13 protein-coding genes are annotated in these 21,413 nt (G+C 35.8%); 12 read left to right on the top strand and 1 reads right to left on the bottom strand.

The features are described 5' to 3' along the window. The first annotated feature begins 72 nt into the window (after nt 1–72). The 9 genes from GHT08_RS13175 (at nt 73) to GHT08_RS13135 (ending at nt 10,457) form a co-directional block, all read left to right on the top strand. Entirely contained in the window at nt 73–1,701 is a 1,629-nt protein-coding gene (locus GHT08_RS13175) for a BCCT family transporter (RefSeq protein WP_163581852.1), read from the top strand. Between the two features lie 161 nt (nt 1,702–1,862). Continuing rightward, on the top strand, nt 1,863–2,051 hold the full coding sequence (locus tag GHT08_RS13170; RefSeq protein WP_163581851.1) for a hypothetical protein: 189 nt from the start codon (nt 1,863–1,865) through the stop codon (nt 2,049–2,051). Continuing rightward, nucleotides 2,048–3,517, top strand: coding sequence for a sodium:solute symporter family protein (locus tag GHT08_RS13165; RefSeq protein WP_163581850.1), 1,470 nt, complete (start codon nt 2,048–2,050; stop codon nt 3,515–3,517). Before GHT08_RS13170 ends, GHT08_RS13165 begins: the two co-directional genes overlap by 4 nt. 100 nt (nt 3,518–3,617) lie before the next feature. Then, entirely contained in the window at nt 3,618–4,034 is a 417-nt protein-coding gene (locus GHT08_RS13160) for a MarR family winged helix-turn-helix transcriptional regulator (protein ID WP_163581849.1), read from the top strand. A 2-nt stretch (nt 4,035–4,036) separates the two neighbouring features. Continuing rightward, the gene (locus GHT08_RS13155; RefSeq protein WP_163581848.1) at nt 4,037–5,203 is read left to right on the top strand and encodes an MFS transporter; all 1,167 of its coding nucleotides are present in this window, start codon (nt 4,037–4,039) and stop codon (nt 5,201–5,203) included. Between the two features lie 76 nt (nt 5,204–5,279). Then, nucleotides 5,280–7,019 carry a methyl-accepting chemotaxis protein gene (locus tag GHT08_RS13150; RefSeq protein ID WP_163581847.1) on the top strand — a complete coding sequence of 580 codons (1,740 nt, stop codon included), beginning with the start codon at nt 5,280–5,282 and terminating at the stop codon, nt 7,017–7,019. A 233-nt stretch (nt 7,020–7,252) separates the two neighbouring features. Further along, complete coding sequence (locus GHT08_RS13145) at nt 7,253–7,468, top strand: YdbC family protein (RefSeq protein ID WP_163581846.1); 216 nt, start codon at nt 7,253–7,255, stop codon at nt 7,466–7,468. Nucleotides 7,469–7,768: 300 nt separating this feature from the next. Further along, a complete protein-coding gene (gene glnA, locus GHT08_RS13140) occupies nt 7,769–9,139 on the top strand; it encodes a type I glutamate--ammonia ligase (protein WP_163581845.1) in 1,371 nt (456 codons plus the stop codon). Nucleotides 9,140–9,239: 100 nt separating this feature from the next. Then, the gene (locus GHT08_RS13135) at nt 9,240–10,457 is read left to right on the top strand and encodes an EAL domain-containing protein (RefSeq protein ID WP_163581844.1); all 1,218 of its coding nucleotides are present in this window, start codon (nt 9,240–9,242) and stop codon (nt 10,455–10,457) included. Between the two features lie 195 nt (nt 10,458–10,652). Here GHT08_RS13135 and GHT08_RS13130 read toward each other — a convergent pair whose 3' ends face one another. After that, entirely contained in the window at nt 10,653–12,152 is a 1,500-nt protein-coding gene (locus GHT08_RS13130; protein WP_238343573.1) for a right-handed parallel beta-helix repeat-containing protein, read from the bottom strand. Nucleotides 12,153–12,944: 792 nt separating this feature from the next. Between GHT08_RS13130 and GHT08_RS13125 the strand changes: the two genes are divergently transcribed. The 3 genes from GHT08_RS13125 (at nt 12,945) to GHT08_RS13115 (ending at nt 21,411) form a co-directional block, all read left to right on the top strand. Beyond that, nucleotides 12,945–16,253: a glycoside hydrolase family 2 protein gene (locus GHT08_RS13125; protein WP_163581843.1), complete on the top strand. Its 3,309-nt coding sequence runs from the start codon at nt 12,945–12,947 to the stop codon at nt 16,251–16,253. A gap of 29 nt (nt 16,254–16,282) precedes the next feature. Further along, nucleotides 16,283–18,865 carry an exo-rhamnogalacturonan lyase family protein gene (locus GHT08_RS13120; protein WP_163581842.1) on the top strand — a complete coding sequence of 861 codons (2,583 nt, stop codon included), beginning with the start codon at nt 16,283–16,285 and terminating at the stop codon, nt 18,863–18,865. Nucleotides 18,866–19,062: 197 nt separating this feature from the next. Further along, the gene (locus tag GHT08_RS13115) at nt 19,063–21,411 is read left to right on the top strand and encodes an AraC family transcriptional regulator (protein WP_163581841.1); all 2,349 of its coding nucleotides are present in this window, start codon (nt 19,063–19,065) and stop codon (nt 21,409–21,411) included. Nucleotides 21,412–21,413 lie beyond the last annotated feature (2 nt).

Here is a 21,413-nt window from a genome sequence, read left to right as displayed (position 1 = left end):
CTCTTTTTAGTTTGTTTTTAGCTAGTATGGGAAAGTTAAAAAATAATATCAAATAGGAAGGTGTGAAAAACAATGAGACATCGACTGATTGATTGGCCGACATTTATTGGAGCGTTTTTACTGTTACTAGCAGTAGTACTACCACTTGTTTTATTTCCGGAACAAGGAAAAGAAATTGTTGGTATGGCTAATACTTTTATGACCACTAATTTCGGTGTGCTGTATTTAGCGATGGGTCTCATTATATTTGCTTTTCTTTTATATGTTGCGTTTAGTAAGAATGGTCACGTGAAATTAGGTGATGAAGGTCAAAAACCTGAATTTAATACTTTTTCATGGGCCGCAATGTTATTTGCAGCAGGTATTGGTTCCAGTATTTTGTACTGGTCTGTTATTGAATGGGTATACTACTATCAAGGTCCTCCATTCGGTTTGGCAGGAGAATCAACTGAAGCAATTCAGTGGGCAACTGCCTATGGTATTTTTCACTGGGGACCGATAGCATGGGCGATTTATACATTACCGGCATTACCAATCGCGTACTTTTTCTATGTTCGTAAGAAACCTGTACTAAAAGTAAGTGAAGCAGTTAGGCCTGTTTTAGGCGGTTTGGTAGATGGACCATTAGGGAAAATTATCGATATTTTCTTTATTTTTGGATTATTAGGTGGAGCAGGAACTACATTAGCTTTGGGAACTCCAATGATTGCAGAAGGAGTTCACTATTTGACAGGCTGGCCAGTTACCTTGTGGTTACAAGCAGTTATCATGCTTGTCTGTACGACCATTTTTGCGGTAAGTGCCTATTCCGGTCTACGGAAAGGTATTAAGCTGTTAAGTGATATTAACTTATGGTTAGCACTTTTTATACTAGCCTTTATTCTCGTGCTTGGTCCTACTCGGTTCATTATGGAGACAACCTTCAACTCCATAGGTATTTTATTAGATAACTTCTTTAAAATGGCAACATGGGTAGAACCGTTCGGAAATTTGGATGAGTTCACTGAATCTGGTTTCCCAGAAGCATGGACTGTCTTTTATTGGGCATGGTGGCTAGTATATGCACCGTTTGTCGGCTTATTTGTTGCCCGTATTTCGAGAGGGCGTACGATCCGGGAGATGATATTTGGTACAATGTTATACGGTACATTAGGTTGTGTACTTTTTTTCGGTATCATGGGCAACTTTGGCTTACATCTACAGTTAACAGGACAATTTGACGCAATGAGCTATATTAATGACTTTGGCGCACCAGCAACAATTATTGCGATTATTGGCCAACTTCCACTGCCAGGACTAATGGTTGCAGCCTTTACGATTCTTGCAATCATTTTTCTAGCAACGACGTTTGATTCATCCTCATTTATTTTAGCATCTGTTGCGCAAAAGGAAGTAGAAAATGAGCCACTGAGATGGAACCGACTTTTCTGGGCATTTACATTATGTATTATGCCACTTACATTAATGTTCCTTGGTGGTTTGGATACCCTACAGACAGCTAGTATTGTGGGTGGTTTTCCATTAATTTTCATCATGTTCTTATTAGCATGGTCATTTATGCGAGCATCGAATCGTGATATTATCGCATCTGATGATTATGAATCACCAACCATTTATATTAAACGTTGGAAAAAGAAAAAGAAGAAGCGTTCCCCGTTAGAAGTATTAAAAGACCAAAATCCAGATCCGCCAGAAGATTAAAAAGTTGCGATCAGCTCTGAAGCTGGTCGTGTTTTTTTATTGTGGTGCTTAAGATTGATCATAGTTCTCTTTATAAGAATGAAAATTTTTAACAGGTGTCTTTACACATGTATGATTATCTGTATAATAAGAATCATGACACGAAAGGATAGGTGAGAGAAGTGAATCAAAAAGAGAAATTTTGGGGACTTATTATTTTGCTTGTTGTTATTCTTGGTTATGTGATTCCTTACACATTCCTCAGTGATATCACGAAATGGTATGGCAGTTTTTTAGTCTGGTCGATCTTAGCAGTTATCACCATTTTGGCGAATTACTTCTTAACAACGGACTGGAGTGACGAGGAATGAGCACAACATTGGTTTGGTCAACGATTACCATTTATGTGGTGATTGCTATTGTCATTGCTTATTTATCAAGAAATGGCAGACAAAACAGTATGTCTGGATACTTTTTAGGAGAACGAAAATTAAATGGTTTTGTATCAGCTTTAAGTTATAGTGCTACAACTTACAGTGCTTTTATGTTAGTTGGACTGGCAGGCCTTACTTACAATGGTGGTGTCGGTGCCTTAGGGTTTGAAATTATTTATTTTATGGGGGTTTCCCTTGTTGCTATATTTGGTCCACGCTTTTGGCTAGTAGGTAATAAGTATGGTTATGTAACACCATCCGAAATGTTAGGTGACCGTTATCAGAATAGATGGGTAGCTATCGTTTCGGCGATTGCCAGCTGTTTATTTTTAATTCCGTACAGTGCTGTTCAGTTAACAGGAATCGGCTATTTGCTGCAAGGGGTGACGAATGATGCGATACCTTATACCACAGGTGTTATTATTGCAACGGTATTAGCACTTGTCTTTTCTTATATTGCGGGGATTCGATCGGTGGCATGGACCGATTCCTTACAATCATTAATCATGATCATTACTTCAACTATTGTCGTCATTTTAATTGTCAATAGTTTAGGGGGTGTGAGTGGATTTTTTGCATCAATTGAAGCGAATGATCCACAAGCATTTGCCGTTCCGGGCAATGGATATTTTAATTTCTGGACGTTTTTAGGATTAACCATACCATGGTTTTTCTTTAGTATATCCAATCCACAAGTAAGTCAGCGATTGTTTATGCCAGCTTCTTTAAAAAGTATGCGTCATATGTTAATGGGATTTTTAGTTTTTGGACTTATATATACGGTTGTGTCTGTTGTCTGGGGCTTCTCAGCATCTATTCTATTCCCTGGTTTAGAAAATGCGGATTTAGCGACTCCGATGTTGTTATCTTCTGAAGTCGTTCCACCGATTTTAGGTGTGATCGTAATGGTTGGAATTATGGCTGCTGCAATTTCAACCATTGATTCGATTTTACTAACATTATCATCTTTATTTTCACGAGACGTATATCGTAATGTGAAAGGGGACATTGACGATCATAAGCAATTATTAATCGGTAAAATCGTTATCCCGGTAATTGCTGTATTAGCCTTTTTATTTGCTCAATTGGAGCTTGATTTAATTGCAGTTCTTTCTGTTGCTTCTTCAGCCGGATTAATTGTTGTTGTTCCAGCAATCGTCGGGACTTTCTTCTGGAAAAGAGGTACAGCAGCTGGAGTTATCGTCAGTGTTACCATTAGTAGTATTTTGGTGATTTATATAGAGGCAACTGGCGGATTATTACTCGGTTTGAAATCTGGTATCTGGGGAATTGTGGTTGCAACAGCTTTATTTATGGTAGTTAGTTTAATGACACAACCACCCGAACAAAAAGCAAATGAATTTATTGAATATGTAAAAGAACGAATGAGAAGCAAGAAGTAGCCAGTTATTACTGGCTGCTTCTTTACTTTTTATCACTTATATCTTATACTTGTAAAGTTATTTATTTACCTAGGTAAATAAAATGGAAGGGAGTAAGAACATGGATACGAGTCATTTGTTGCACTTATATCATCAAAAACTGCGAATGTTTCAAAATGAATTAAACATAACTTTAAAACAGTTTGGACTTTATCATTCTCAATGGACAATTGTTTATACTTTATATCAAAAGGGGAACATGACACAGACTGAAATATGGCAATATTTAAAGGTGGAAGCTCCAACCATCACGAGAACATTAATAAGGATGGAGCAAAGCGGTTGGGTTGAGCGGAAAATTGGAACCGACAAACGAGAACGGATTGTCACATTAACGGAAAAAGCAACATCAACCTATCTGGAAATTATTCAAGCAGTGAAACAAACAGAAGAATTATTTTTGGAACAATTATCAGAACAGGAAAAACTTACTTTACAACACCTTCTAGAAAAACTATCAATAGAAAGAGATGAATAGGTATGTCCCAACCAAGAATATGGACGAAGAATTTTATAAGTATAGCGGCAGTGAATCTGTTTATTTTTATCACATTTTATACGTTACTAACGACATTACCGTTGTATGTGATTGATAAGTGGGGTGCTACGGAAGCGCAAGGTGGTCTCGTTGTCACTGCCATGCTGTTGGCTGCGATATTGTTAAGACCATTTTCAGGTACCATTCTCGATAAATTTGGCAAACGCAAAATGTTATTAATCAGTAGTATTCTTTTTGCGATGACGATGATTTTTTATTTATTTGTAGACACTTTTATGACAATGCTGGTACTTCGTTTTATTCACGGATTATCATTTGCGATTGTTACAACCGTAACATCTGCAATTGCTGCAGATATTGTACCAGCCAAAAGGCGTGGAGAAGGACTTGGATACTTTACAATGGCAATGAATTTAGCGGTTGTTTTTGGTCCCTTTATAGGACTTACCGTAATCCAATTTACTTCATATTATAACTTATTTCTTATGCTTAACCTGTTTACGGTTTTAAGTGTGATCTCTAGCTTTTTCGTTCAAGCGAAAGAGGTAACAGGTACTGACAAGCCAAAAGGAACTTCATTTAAGTGGAAGGAATTACTTGAAAAAGAAGCAGTCTCTATTTCCTTTATCGGCTTGCTGATTGCTTTTGCTTATGCAAGTATTGTTTCCTTTATCTCTGTTTATGCTAATGCACGTGGATTAGATCATGTATCCAATTACTTCTTTGTTGTGTTTGCAGTAACGATGCTTTTATCAAGACCATTTTTAGGGAAACAGTTCGATCTTCGAGGACCAAAGCCGGTCATTATTCCTTGTATGGTTTTATTTTCTTTAGGGTTATTCATGCTAAGCTTTTCTAATCATGCGGTCACGTTTTTGATTGCTGCTGCTGTAATCGGCGTCGGTTATGGCTCATTGTTGCCGTTTTTCTTAACGATAGCTGTCTCCAGAGTGAAGCAACATCGTACTGGACATGCAACAGCAACCTTTTATACTTTATATGATTTAGGGATCGCATTAGGCTCCTTTGTTTTAGGGGTGATCATTAAGTATACTAGCTTTTCACAAATGTTTATCTTTCTTTCCGTTTTCGTGTTTATGATTTTATTATTCTTTACTTTTTTAAATAGACACTATAAAAATGATTAACTTCGATTGATTTTAGTCTCCCTTCATTGAAATTTTGAGAAATTTGTCGATATAAGGCATAGGAGGGGAGTATAACATGAAAAAATTGCAAAGTATCTCAATAAAGTTAATCGCACTAATTATAGTAATTACAGCAATTACAGGTATCGTCATCGGTATTTTTAGTTATCAAGTAGCCAAAGGTCAACTTTTAGACTCAGGGGAAAGTGAATTACAGAAAATTACCGATGGTGCATACACTGTTCTGGAGTTATTAAATGAAGAAGTAGAATCAGGAGATTTAAGTGAAGAAGAAGCAAAAGATAAAGCAAGAGAGATGTTAAATGGACCTGTTAACGAGAATAATGAGTATGATTACACACAGACAAACTTTGTTTATAAAGATCGTGGTTATGTACTTGCTTACGATCAAGATTTAGTATTGCAACTTCACCCTAGCAAAATTGGGGGAGAACCAGCAGATGAATTAAACAGAAATAATCGCGCCCGTATGATAGAAGCAGGAGCAAATAATGCTCCTTCAGAGCGATTTGTAAAATATAATGATGAACAACCAGATGGTAGCTACCGTGATAAGACAGCTTACATGAGATATTTTGAACCGTGGGATTGGACGGTTGGGGTTGCGGTATTTCAAGATGAGTTTTATGAAGGATTAAATGTATTGCAATTTGTTATCTTCGCTATTACTGCCATAATTATTATAGCAAGCTCGATATTGTTTTACTTCTTAACACGAAAGAAATTAAGTTTATTAAAAGATGTTGCGTCACAAGCCACCAATATCGCAAATGGGAATATTAGTGAATCTGATTTACCAGAATCAACTGATGAAATTGGTATACTTGTTAGTTCCTTTAATCAAATGTCTGCAGAGTTAAGAAGCCTTGTAACCAATGTTCAGAAATCTAGTGATCAGTTATTAGATTCAGCGACAGATTTGTCTGCCATTTCTGAGGAAACGTCGGCAAGTAGTGAAGAAGTTGGTGATGCGATGAATGAAATTTCAAAAGGCACACAGGAACAAGCGAATGACTTAGAAGATATTCATTATCGCGTGGAGAGATTAACGGAAGCTATTCAGCAAATGCAGAAACAAACAGAAAAAATGGACGACATCTCACATAAAACAGAATCTTTATCAAATGAAGGTATTGATATTGTTTCAAAGCTTCAGGAATCAAACCAACATTCAGTAACTAGAGCGAATGAAATTTCGAACGACATTCGTCAATTACATCAAAAAGTTCAAAACATTACAGAGGTCATGGATACGATTGAACATGTAGCGGAAGAAACGAATCTTCTAGCTTTAAATGCAAGTATTGAAGCAGCTAGAGCTGGTGAACATGGAAAAGGATTTGCTGTTGTTGCAGATGAGATTCGTAAGCTTGCAGAACAATCTAAAGAAGGGACACATAATGTTCAAAATGTTGTGTCAACCATTGTGTCAGAAACAGAAAAAACGGTAAAAGCTGTAGAAGAGAATCGTATGTTATCAGAGGGACTAAATAGCGATGTGAAGCTGACGGAAACAAGGTTTATGGAGATGCAACAAGCAGTAAAGGACATTGTTAAAGCTATTACTAAGGTGAAAGAAGAAATAGGTGGCATTTCAACACAAGCAGAGAAAATGAATGAAAATGTAGAGAGTATCTCCAGTGTATCTCAAGAAACAGCAGCATCTATTGAAGAAATTACTTCTTCCATTGATGAACAAATTAATGCAATCAGTAATGTTGCAAGTTCAGCAGAAACTTTAACAAGTTTGAATCAGAATTTAAGTGATTTAATTGATAAATATAAACTACACTAACTATGGGTACTTCACATAAAAGTTGAATCCTCCAATTTCTTCAATTAAAATATAGAGAAAATAGAGAGAGATTTAGTAGCAGTCTATGTCTTCCTTTTTATCACGACGGTGCGCTTTAAGCTTCAAGTTACACAAGAATGCTAAGACGGGAGGATAACAGGCGCTAAAACCTGTTAAGTCTCCCTCTATATGCGGACTTTGGAATATGGAATCATAATAGGGGGTTTTTAAACTTGGCAGGAATTAAATTTGAAATTATAGAACAAGTAGCTGTCCTCTCTGAATCACCAAAGGGATGGCGTAAAGAAGTTAATCTTATCAGTTGGAATGATCGTGAACCAAAGTATGATATTCGTGATTGGTCACCAGATCATGAAAAAATGGGCAAAGGCATAACACTGACTTCAGAGGAATGGCAAGCTTTAAAATTATTTGTGAAAGATCAATGATTGTTTAATCCGGTATCCTATAAAAAGGACCGGTTTTTTTTCTGTAACCATTATCTATGTTTTTAATAAGTATACAGCACACTTTACATAATGCAATTTATTGCGAAAAAAATTAAGCTACCGTACAAAGGTCATGATAGGCGATTTGCCAATGATTAGAAAGCATTTAATACTTACAAAACACTAAAAAAGTTTGTTAGATTTTCTTACAAAAGTCATGACGATTTGTTTCGGTCTATTGTAGGATTGTTAATAACAAAGGATGTTAAATAAAGTTACATGGAAAAGGGGAAATGAAAAATGGCAACAATTGCTCCAGAGAAAACAGTGGACACTGTCTCGCAACTAGAAACGATTAAAGAAGAAATTAAAACGAAACATGTAGAATTACTACATTTACAATTTGTTGATATCGAAGGAACATTAAAACAGGTGACGGTAACAGCAGAACAATTAGATGATGTTGTCGAAGGAAAAACAATGTTCGACGGTTCATCTATTACAGGTTTTACACCGATTAATAAATCAGATTTATACCTATTACCAGATCTAAACTCATTCGCAGTATTACCGTGGACAGAAGAACCAGATTACTCAGAAGCGCGTTTTTTATGCAGTGTCACAAATCCTGATGGTTCTTTGTTCGAAGGAGATCCGCGAAATATTCTAAAAAAAACAATAGATGACGCTAAAGAAAAAGGTTTTTCGGTTAACGTAGGTCCAGAATTAGAGTTCTTTTTATTTGAAGCAGATGAAAAAGGACAGCCAACTCAACAAGTACATGACCAAGGTGGCTATTTCGAACCAGCTCCATACGATTTAGGTGAACGTGTTCGTTTGGAAATCTATAAGACTTTGAAAAAGATGGGCTTTACCATTGAAGCTTCTCACCATGAAGTGGCGCAAGGGCAACACGAAATTAACTTTAAATTCGATGATGCACTAACAACTGCAGATAATGCTACTACATTTAAATGGGTTGTGAAAACTGTAGCACAGCAATTCGGTCTACGCGCTACATTCATGCCAAAACCGGTATTTGGTGAAAATGGTAACGGCATGCACGTGAACATGTCGCTATTCGATGAGAAAGCAGGGAAGAATGCTTTTTATGATGAGTCTGATTCTCGTGAGTTATCTGAAACAGCCTATTCTTTTATCGCTGGTTTGTTACACCACGTACCATCATTTGTTGCATTTACAAATCCGTTAGTAAACTCTTATAAACGTCTAGTACCAGGTTATGAAGCACCTTGTTATATCGCATGGTCTGCGTCTAACCGTTCTGCATTAGTTCGTATTCCAGCTACGCGTGGCGCGGGAACTCGTGTTGAAATTCGTTGTCCAGATCCAAGCGCTAACCCATACTACGCTTATGCTAGTATTGCAGCGGCTGGTATCGATGGTGTGGAAAAATCATTACAAGCACCTACAGAAACAGTAGATGATATCTTTAGCATGAGTGATGAAGAACGTGAAGAGCGTGGTATTGAAAACTTACCGACAACATTAGGTGAGTCCATTCAAGCATTAAAAGCGGGTGAAATTGGTAAAAAAGTTCTTGGTGACTATGCGTTAAATGAATACTTATCATTGAAACAAGATGAGTGGGATAGTTATCGTATAGCCGTTACGGAATGGGAATTAGATCGATATCAAGCGAAATTTTAATCGAAGTAGTGAATAGTCTGAATTCCAATCGGATTCAGACTATTTTTTTGAATAAAACAATATGTGCGGTTACAATTAATGTAAAGAGAGGGGAATCAAGATGGATCCTTTAGATATAATGATGCATGTAGATAAAGCGAAGCCTTATTTCCAAGCAATTTTCAGTGCGGATAGTCATGAAGTGACTGGTTATGAAGTGTTAGGTAGATTGGAAATAGATAATCAAGTTATTCCTTTAGGTTCATTTTTCCATGATACGAATGTTCCCGATGATTTCAAAATGGAAATTGATCAAAAGGTTCAAGACATGGCATTAAAACAGTATGTTGAGCAAGGAATGGATGAGCACTTGTATTTGAACGTGCATGCGAATTATTTTCTCTTAGATAAGGAAGATCAGTTTCTAAATCATCTGTTAAAGTATCAGGAAAAAGGTCTTGATCTTTCCAAAATTGTAATCGAAATAACGGAGCATCAATTTCGTGGAGATATTGAACTGGTGACACACACATTCAAATATTTAAAAACGATGGGTGTGAAAGTAGCTATTGATGATCTAGGAACAGGAACAAGTAATTTAGATCGGATTAGCCTCATGGAACCAGATATTTTAAAAGTTGATTTGCAAGCCCTTCAAAGTGAATCAAATTCTAATGGTTTTCATGGCATCATTTATTCCCTATCATTACTTGCGCGTAAACTTGGAGCCGAATTATTATTTGACGGTATTACGTCCAATTATCACTTTCATTATGCATGGAGGAATAATGGCCGGTTTTATCAAGGAAGCTTTCTCGCCGAAACATCTGATACCTTCGTAGCAAAAGACGTATTGAAAGAACGTTTTCGTCAAAATATCCAACAGTTTATTGAGGTGGAAAGATCCAAACTAACTACTAAATATCAGCTGACAGCCACACTAAATCAACAGGTTCAAGAAAAATGGCAGCTAGTGAAGAAGAATAAGAGTTTAGATGAACAAGTTGATAGTCTAGCAAAAGAAATGGAACATATTTTTTTTCGAATTTATGTAACAGATGAAGATGGGTTTCAGAAAACTGTTAACCTTGTTCATATGGATCAAGGCTGGGTCTGGGATGAGACGATTAAAGGGAAAAATTGGAGTTGGCGTCCGTATTTTATTGAAAATGTTATTCGCATGAAAGAAGAACAAGCTGGGATTCTTTCTGATCTTTACAATGATATCGAAACAGGTGATAGGATTCGTACTTTTTCCTATCCGTTAGCTGATTCCTTGTATTTATTTATGGATATTTCGCCGATGTATATGGATGAAAATGAAGATTTGTTGTGGTAACTGTTTAGCATTCACATAAGCTTTTCCTTTGAGCTATCGTTAATACTAGTTTTGGTATAGAAATCGGATCCGTTTGAAAATCATTTTCTTATATATGAAAGTTTGGACTAGTATCATTTTTGCTCTACCACCAATGTATGAAAAAGGTAGAAACACCAATATGGATTGAAGGGAGTTTCTACCTGGGTTAAATCTTTATTCGGTTTTCAACGCTTTCGCTTCTAGGATAAGAACACGAGCAATTCCTTTATCTATATGTTTTCCCGATTGAGCCTCTACCTGGTTAACAAACGGTTTTATCTTATTTTTCTCTAATTTCGTCTGGAGGCTTTTTACGATTTCGTGATTATCTATCATGCCATATTGTTCGAATACGTCCACTAGTTTTTGTAGAGCTGAAACGGGATTCTTTTGGTAGGCAAGGTAACCTAAATCGTACTCGTAAAGAGGACTGGTCGGGACCGGTTGCATAAAGGTAACATCAGGTAAACTACCGTCTGGTTTTCTAGGTGCAGTTAATTGGGTCATATCCAAACTATAAAAATCTTCAGATTTGATTTGAAGACCACCATTTAAGGTCCAAGAATTATTCGTTTCGTTTTCTGGTGGAGTATTATTATTTGATGTTATTGTTCCCTTAAAAGCTATGTTATTGTGTAAAACTTCTCTATAACCAGGGATGTCTTCTTCACTAGTTGGACTAACACGCTCTAGCATATTGAAGTTAGAACCATAACCGGGGTTATAAGCCGTATTATTAATCCAATCAGCTGCTTTTCCTGGTTGATGGTTGGCATAGAAATTATTGGCTCCGTTATTAGCCGCTAAATTATATTGAACGGTGTGAACAGGCATAGGATCCGGGATTCCTGTTGTTCTATAACTATAGCCACCGACTTTAAAACCATTTTTGTCGCCTTTGCCTTCTTGATTACCCCTGTGATTAAAAGACCAGTTTTTATGGTGAATCACTGCTCCTTCTACACTGATACTGTCAAAACCATCATCACTATTATTCCATGCTCTGTTGTTAATGAAAACTACTTCCTCTCCATGGGCACCAAAACCATCTATATTTCCAGCTGAGCTGTCAGTTGGTCCAATGTTGTTATAAGCATCGGAATTATAAACAATGCCAGAAGCTGGGCCACCAGCAAAATAAAAACCATTTGCTTCATTATCATGGACAATCATATTCCAAAAGTTTGCTTGACCATGTAATCTAAAAGCTTCGGATTGTTTTTGATTACCAACTTTAATACCTGTCACATTAAACCCTTCAAAATTGATATCGCTTACATCGCTACCTACATAAAAAGCAGCTACTCGTTGATCAGTTGGCACACTACTGAAATCAAACACAGGTCTTTCATCTTCAGGATATGCCTTATAAGTAATTCCGCTTTTATAAATATCATGCACAAAATGATAAACATCCTCATGAGGGTTATTGGTTTCTGTTATTTCAAACTCATCATAAACCCCTCCACGAATATATATGGTATCACCAAATGCAGCTTCGGATTGCGCCTTCATCAGACTTTCAAATGGTTCACTTTTAGTTCCAGGATTGCTATCACTACCAGTTGGAGAAATGTAATAACTCTTATTAACTTCATCTGCATAAACTGTACCTGTCATAAACAATAACGCAAACATAAATCCAATGACAAACAAATTTCCTATTCTTTTCACAAAATATTTCTCCTCTCGTCGATCAATTATTAATTATCAGTTAATATCTGGAAGAATTAGCATCAGCCAAAAGTGGACTTTGTGCTCTGAATGAAAATGATCTTCTGGTTATTCACCCCCTTCTTGTTATTCGATACCTCAAATAAAGGTTCTTAACCACTTATTCACCTTCCTTTCAAAATGGTATTAACAAGTGTATAACTCAACATTTTCAAAATCAATGACTCGAAGTGTTGATTTTCTTTGAAATGTTTACTCAGATTGCTTTCTATTGAGATTCGAGTAAATTATCCTTTTTTCTTAGCTATTACCTCCTGTAATTTGAAGGTATATAAGAAATTCGTTTATAGCGTATCTTCTTGATTCAAAACAATGACCAAATTTTAGCAGAAGTTGATGTGTTTTGAGTTCGAATGAGACAGAAACTGTCACTATACAAATTGCATAACTACCATTCACTTTTAATGACATCCAATATTGGTGGAATAGGAGAAAATCTGATCAATTTTTGGAACAAGAAAAGTTGAAAGCATAGAATGATATGCTGTGTCAGTGATTATGCTTTCAGGCTGTTTACGATTGAGCTTTAATCCAGCTCAATTTTCACAAATGCAAAATAGTATTATTGTTGGAAAGTTTTTTTGATGCTATGATTTTTATTAAAATTATTATATCGAGGTGGTTTTATCACGGTTAGTTACTGGTGGAAATGTTGTGAGCGTTTTCGCAAGGTATCTATATTTATTATTTCTTATGGACTGATTATTAATATAGGGGGGAACATCAAAGGTTATGAAGGAAAAAGGAAGTTATTGCATAACAGATATGAAGGTTCAATCCAAAATATATAATTTTAATTATGAGTGGAAATTTAAACTTGCAGATCAATATCCTCTTCAAGAGGCTTTAGATAGCTGGAAAGATGGTACAGGTAGATGTTTTTATGAACGAGAATATGAAGAAAATGATTGGGAAACGGTAGGTGTTCCACACACTTATAATGACAAAGATTTATTTGTTGCAAGAATCGAGGATGCAGGGAGTGGACAAAAAAGGACATTCTCTTTCTATAGAAAATGGTTCCGTCTTCCTTCTGAGCATAAAGAAAAAAAATGCTTGATAGAGTTTGAAGGAATTCGACAAACCTGTTATCTGTATGTAAACGGAACGATGGCAGGTTATTATGAAGCAGGTGTGGGTCCGTTTGGATTTGATTTAACACCATATATCGATTATGAGGCTGATAACTTAATAGCGATTGCTACTGATAATACCTCTTCAAGAAACTTAGATAGATTTGTTGCAGAAACACCAAATGTAGAGGGAGCGACACCAGGTGCGTTCATGGCATCTCAAAAAACAGATAATATTGAAGAAAGCGTAAGAGGTGTGGCATATTTTTGGAATACGAATGATTTTAATCCTAGTATAGGAGGTCTATCTAAAAATATCAGGTTACATGTTAAACCTAAATTACATATTACACTGCCGATATACAGTAACCTGCAGACGAAAGGGGTATATATTTACGGATCGGATTATGACATTAAGAATAAAAAAGCTATTATTAATGTTGAGGCGGAGGTTAGAAATGAGAATGACTCAGACAAGATCATATCATTAGAATCTATCATACTTGATCATAATGGTCGTGAAGTAGCACGCATGTCTTCAGGAAACATTCAAATACCTAAAGCAAAAAATCTTCCTGAATTACCACCACTGTCGATAACACCAAAGGATGCTTATATACAAGAAGGGAACAAGTATATACCATTATCAGAAGAGGAAGTGGCACCTACAAAAACGGATTCATTAGAGGTATCTGTAGTAAAATCTAAAGGTCAAGGTACAGATTTACGATTCTGGTCGCCAGATGATCCTTATTTATATACAGTTCAAACCTATTTAATATCGGATGGAAAAATATTAGATCAAGTTACTAATGTTACAGGTTTTAGAAAGGTTTCATATGACTTTAATAGTGGTGTGGAAATAAATGGTTGTCGTGTTTGGTTAACAGGATATGCTCAAAGAGCTGCAAATGAATGGGCAGTCATTGGCACAGCACCAGATTGGCTCAAAGATATGGATGCGAAATTAATACGTGAAAGTAATGCAAACCATATTCGTTTTATGCATGTGGCAGGTAGTCCAGCAGATATCAGGTCGTTTGATCGTTACGGTATTGTTTGCACACAACCTGCTGGTGATAAAGAAAGAGAGAACTTTGGCAGACAATGGGATCAACGAGTCGAGTTAATGAGAGATATTATTATTTATTTTAGGAATAATCCTTCCATTTTCTTCTGGGAAGCGGGCAATAATTCCATTAATAAAGAACATATGCGTGAAATGCGATTATTAAAGGAAAAGTTAGATCCTAATGGCGGTCGATTTATGGGGTGCCGTACATTAAATACAGAAGAAGTATTAAATGAAGCAGAGTATGTAGGTACAATGTTAAACCGTCATGCCGGACGTTATCAATCTGAAAAAATGCCAGTTACAGAAACCGAATATTTACGTGAAGAAGCCCCTAGACGTGTCTGGGATGATTTTTCACCCCCTCATTTTGATTATGATAATTTATGGTTAGGCCGTGGCGGTAGAAAACAAGTTGGTGGTGATTGTCATGATCTGACTTCTGAAGATTTAGCTCTATACGCAGCTAAAGGGTATGCGGAATTTTTTAATGATCGTATTGGCGGTGCATCTGGGAATAATTATTATTCAGCGGCAGCGGCATTATGTTGGACAGATTCAGCACAACACGGGCGACAAGCTGCAAGTGAAAACGCAAGAATGAGCGGTCGTGTTGATCCAGTTCGTATAAAAAAGCAAAATTTTGAGGTATTTCGTACTATGCAATCACCTGTACCGATGATAAAAATAATAGGACATTGGAATTATCCATCCGAGGGTGGTATAAATTATCGTTACCCAGTTAAAGAATTTGACGGCACTTATTGGATAAAAACTGGAGAATATAGTTACCGCAATCCAAAGGATAAAACAGTATATGTTCTAGGAAGTTATTCTGTCGCTACAATAAAACTTTTGATAAATGACGAATTAGTAGCAGAATGTGATAAGCCGGTAGATACGTTTGTCTTTCCATTTCCACATATTGATGTTACTCAATCTGGCTCTATTATAGCTAAAGCATATGATTATCACGGAAATCATGTTGCTACTGATATAATCGAAACAGTATCTCAGTCTGTAAAATTAAAGCTTACACCACATGTTGGTGATCGAGGGCTTTTGGCAGATGGCACTGATATAGCTTATGTTGATGTTGAGGTTTTGGATGCTAACGATCGTCGTCATCCACATGCAGATGATAGGATCGATTTTACGATTGAAGGTGAGGGTATATTTCTAGGTGGATACAATAGTGGGCGCTTTAATGGCTATGGAAAAGAAGATAGTGTGATTCATAAAAATTATGTTTATGCAGAATGTGGAAAAAATAGGGTATTCATTCGTTCAACTAGGAAGGCAGGAAACATTATATTAAAAGCTAAAATGCAGGGACTACCTGGAGATAGTATTGAGATCTATAGTAAAGCAACCGATACAAATGCACTATCCAATGATTGTCCACAATATCTGGAACCATCATACTCTGAGGATTCACCTGAAAATAGTTTTACATTTAAAGCCATACCACAAGCGGACGCAGTTAAATATACTGCTCCTGACAAAATATATTGTAAGGTCATTGTAAATGGACAAGAACCTAATACAAATGGCATTTTTAGTATTTATGAACATGGAAGTATCTATAGTCCGATTCTATTTATCATAGAAAGAATCAAAAATGATTTTCCCAAATTATTTGACTATCAATACGATGAAGAGAATGGGATTATGACATTGGTTTCAGATGGTTATACGGTTACCGCCGAAATAGGGCGTACACATCTTCTCGTAAATGGTGAAGAAAACTTGTTAAATGGTGAGCCCTATATAAATGAGGAAGGTGCATTTATTGTAGAAATAAATGCTGTGATCTCTTATATAAAAAATGTTGTATCTTATTATGATGAGAAGGCAAAATTATTCCGAATCGAAATTCCACAATCTAAAAATTGAGCATCTGAATTGGAAGGGGAAGAGAGGGTATGGAAGTAATGGTTCCTTTATCTTGGTTAGGAAATAAACCTAGAATAACGAAAGGTATAACATGGGGAATCCCTTGGATAAAAGGAGTGTTAGATAGAAAAGATCCTGTAAGGCTAGTTGATGAAAATAAAGTAGAAATACCAGTTCAAAGTTGGCCAACCGCATTTTGGCCTGATGGAAGTGTGAAGTGGACTGCACATGCTGTTTCATGGAAGAATGAAGTAAATGTTGACTGCTTACAACTTAAGAAAGGAAACATCTCAAAAGAAATTGATCCACTTGAAATAGAAAATAGTCCTGACTCTATTTATATAAATACTGGCGAAATAAGTTGTAAAGTAAATAAAAAAGGCACTATTTTAATAGAAGAAGTATATTATCGCAATAACTTGCTATGTCAAGGTGGATATTTAAAAGGAATACGAGAATCACAAAATCAAACGGAAGGAATAGTAACATCAAAGCAAGAAGTATTTTATAGTGAAATTAAAGATGTAGAAATTGAACAAGATGGACCAATAAGGGCAGTGGTTAAAATTACAGGTAGACATAAAATAAATAATGATAAACGCGAATGGCTACCTTTTTCGCTTAGATTATATTTTTACTTAGGTCAAACAGCGATAAAAGCTGTTCACACATTCTTATATGATGGGAATCCTCATCAAGATTTTATAAAAGGTATTGGAATGGATTTTAAAATACCAATGAATGGGCCATTATATAATAGATATATAAAATTCGCAGGTGATAATGGTATTTTTAGTGAGTCTCCTAAAGGTATGTTAACTTGGCGTACAACTGGCAGATATGAAGAACTTTACAAAGCGCAAATGGCAGGAAGACCGATTGAATTTAGTTCTGAAGATCATCAATTTCTAGAATTATTGGATGATTCTGCAACGTGGAGCAATTTTAAGTTAGTCCAAATCTCTGCAGACTCTTATACCATTACAAAGCAAACTAAAGATGAATTTGCTTGGATTCGTGCTGTATCTGGAAAACGAGCAGGAGGATTAGCATATGTTGGTAGTGAAAACGGGGGAATAGCTGTTGCTGTTCGTAATTTTTGGAGAAAATACCCTTCATCTCTAGAGGTAAAGCAATTAGCTGAACAAACTGCTACCTTATCAGCGTGGTTTTGGTCACCAGATGCGCCATCAATGGATTTAAGGCATTATGATTCCGAAACACACGTAAAATCAGCCTATGAAGGTGCTGAGGAGTTTCGCAGTACTCCTTATGGAATCGGCAATACAAGTGAGATAACAATTGATTTATTCAAAAATACACCAAATCAGGAGGTACTCCAAACGATTGTCGAAGAAAAAGAATCCCCACCTTTATTAGTATGTGATCCAGCATATTACCATGATACAAAAGCATTAGGTGTTTGGAGTTTAAAAGATGAGAGTACACCAATAAAAGCAAGCATTGAAAAATCACTTGATGAAGTTATCCAATTCTACCTAGATGAGGTGGAACAAAGAGGTTGGTACGGTTTTTGGGATTATGGAGACGTAATGCATAGTTATGATCATATTCGTCATGAATGGAAATATGATTTAGGTGGTTGTGCTTGGCAAAATACCGAACTAGCTCCTAACTACTGGTTATGGTACATGTTTTTAAGATCAGGACGAGAGGATTTATTCCGGTTTGCTGAAGCAATGACACGACATACTAGTGAAGTGGATGTATATCATTTAGGTGAATATAGAGGACTTGGTTCAAGGCATAATGTGGTTCATTGGGGTTGTGGGTGTAAAGAAGCTCGAATAGGTGCAGCTGGACTTCATAAAATGTATTACTATCTAACAGCTGACGAACGGATTGGCGACATAATGGATGAGGTAGTTAACGCTGATTACACAACAGAACATCTCGATCCAATGAGAGCGTATTTTCCAAAGGATCATTTTCCTACTCATGTACGAAGCGGACCGGATTGGGCTGCATTTTGTTCTAATTGGTTAACAAGGTGGGAACGCTATGAAGATACTACATTTCGGGATAAGATGTTTACAGGTATTAACGCTCTGAAAAATATGCCTTATCGATTATTAACAGGACCTGTTTTTGGATATGATCCAAGAACTGGAGAATTAATGTTTATGGGTAATGAAAATTGGGGACATCATTTAATAATGAGTATGGGTGGTGCACAAGTATGGATGGAAATGGCAGAGATTTTGGAAGATGATGAATGGAAGAAAATGCTCGTAGAATTTGGAGAATTTTATAATTTGTCAAAAGAAGAAAAATCGCAAAGGACATCTGGAGCTATTCGGGGTGATCAACCGTGGGGAACTTCTATGCTTTCTTCATCATTAGTTGCCTATGCTGCAGCAAATCAAAAAGATGAAGAACTTGCAAAACAAGCTTGGCAATATTTACTTGCAGATTCCACCCATTGGCAGATAAAAACACCATTAAAAATAGTGAAAGCATCTGACTATGTCAAACCAGTTTTCGAAGTACAGTCGATGTCGACGAACACAGCCTCTCAATGGTCTCTTAACTTAATTGTTTGTTTGGAATTAATTGATCAATATTTAGAATCAGACATGATAGATATATAAGGGTTTAGAAAGAAGTAATCTACTATATTTATACAATAAGCCTTAACATAGAAAATAATAGAAAAGCGAATGTCCTTTGGAAGAAGCTATTCAGAATTGTTAAGAGTAAAATAAATAAGATGCTATTTACCTACTTTTCCTCACATAGTATGAAAGTGCTTACATTTGTGTTAAGATAGTTAGGTGAGGTGAAGAAAATGAAAAACAATAAGTTTTTTTCATATATAAAGAGTTGGTTTGCAAGTCGTTGGCACAGTAATTACTTTCGAAAAAGTTTTTTGTTAATTTTATTTATTTCTTCCATTCCAGGCATAATATCAGGTGTTGCTATCTATACTTTTGGTTTGAGTTCAACAGAAAATGAGTTGCAAAAAGTTCATTTGGAAGAAATAGGTGAGCGAGCACAAAATATTGATGATCAATTTAACTATTTAGAGGAATCACTCACACATTGGGCGTTTGATCCAACATTTAATTATCAACTCGTTACTACGGATTTTGTCTACGACTTTCAAAAAACTAGAGAAATTATGCAAAAATTGATGATACTGCAAGGTAGTCAGTATCTTATTAGTGAAGTTAATTTATTTATTGAAGGAGAACAAGGCCCCATTTTATTTAATCCATATTTGAACCACCTAAGTGAAGAAGGTGTAATGAGAGCATATCAGTCGTTGTTGGAATCTCCTAAACATATTTCTTGGGATCATAAAGAAGAGTTTTATCAACATACGGAATATTCTAGTAACCTAATCTTAACACATCAAATACCTGGTGTGATTAGTAGCCCATTTGGAACGATTGTTGTATCTATAGATAGTGGAAGTCTTATCCGTACGCTTGAAACCTTAACACCGTATAGTAATGGTGTCACATTATTAATGAATGAGAATAGTGAATTATTGTTATCAACTGAAGAATTTTCAGAGCATAACTTTACGAATAAGTTAGTCTCTATGTTTTCCGATCAGAATATAACAGATCGGTCATTTCAAATCGATTGGAATGACAAGACCTATTCCGTTTCCTATGGTACTTTTGACCGTGTGGGGTCACAGTGGACATACGTCTCAGCGGCACCTATATCAGCTATTACTTCACCAATTATCACGATTTCAAAAGTGATACTTTTTGCTAGTTTAACTGTTTTTGGATTAGCTTTTTTCCTAACATTATTTGCATCGAATCGTTTGTATCAACCTATAAGAAACTTAACAAGTAGTTTTACACCCTCTAGTCGCTCTACAACAAGTGGAACTAAAGATGAATTTAAACAAATTCGTGATCGCATAGATATGTTGACATCTGAAAGTGAACAATTGGAAAAAAGAATAACGCGTCAAATACCTCAACTAAGGCAGAATTTCCTTATCCAGTTAACGAGTGGGTTTTTATATGATTTTGATGAAAGAGCATTAAAGAAAAAAATGGAAAATTACAGGTGGAATGTTGAAAATCACTCTTTTGTATTATTGGATATTCAATTAACTGGAATGTCTAATAAGAGTGAGCATAAGTATGGTGAGGATGATAGTTTAGTGGCTTTTGCGATGGCAAACATAGCTGAAGATTTAACGAAAGAATACTTGGATCAGTATACTGTACTCAATCAATATGATATGACCTCTACCATATTTTTAATTATTCCTAACCAGATAACAAATGTGATGAAACTTTTAGAACAGCTTGCTGATGATATTTCAACAGCGATCAATCAAGTTTTATCCAGATATGTCACGATTACCATTAGTTCAATGACAACTAAGGTAAAAGACATTAATTTTCTATTTGAAGAAATAGGCAGGATCAAACGGTTTCGGGATTTTAATAACCAAAATCAAATTCTCATGTTAAATGAGGTCGAAAGAGATGTATCTAATCATAAGCTATTCTATCCTTTTGAAATGGAAAAGGAAATTATTCAGTGTATTAGAAGAGGCAGAATCAATGAAACAGAAGAGTTAATCCGAAACTTCTTTGATAGAGTTCTGGAAAACAGTAAAAAAGAAGTTAGTGTGCAAGCAGGTATGATGCAATTGTATAGTGCGATACAACATGAAATATTACTTTCTGGTGTTGACCCAGTGGTATTGTATAAAGGGCGAAATATGTATGAAGAATTATCACATCTTCGTGAAGTGGAATGGGTTGTGAAATGGTTGATTAATCATGTTATTACTCCGTATATTACATATGTGGAAGATAATATGAATATGGAGATGAAGGTAATTGTTGACAAAATTGTTTCTTATATTGGGGAACATTACATGGAAGATATTTCACTTGAAAGTTGTGCGGAATATGTTGGTACAACAGCTTATACATTAAGTAAGGCGTTTAAAAAAGTATACGGCACTAATTTTATAGATTACCTCACAAAAATAAGGATGAACAAGGCAAAAGAACTTTTATTTCAAACTAACATGAAAATACATGAGATTGCGGAAGAAGTTGGATACAGGCATAGTTATTTCAATAGAATATTTAAAAAACATGTAGGTTTGACTCCAAGTCAATATCGTAAATCAGGAGTAAGCAACATCTAGGA

Origin of the sequence: Gracilibacillus saliphilus, assembly GCF_010994085.1 — a bacterium.
Classification (GTDB): Bacteria; Bacillota; Bacilli; order Bacillales; family Amphibacillaceae; genus Gracilibacillus; species Gracilibacillus lacisalsi.
The sequence above is the reverse complement of the archived record's forward strand: the minus strand, read 5'-3'. Positions and strand labels throughout refer to the sequence as shown.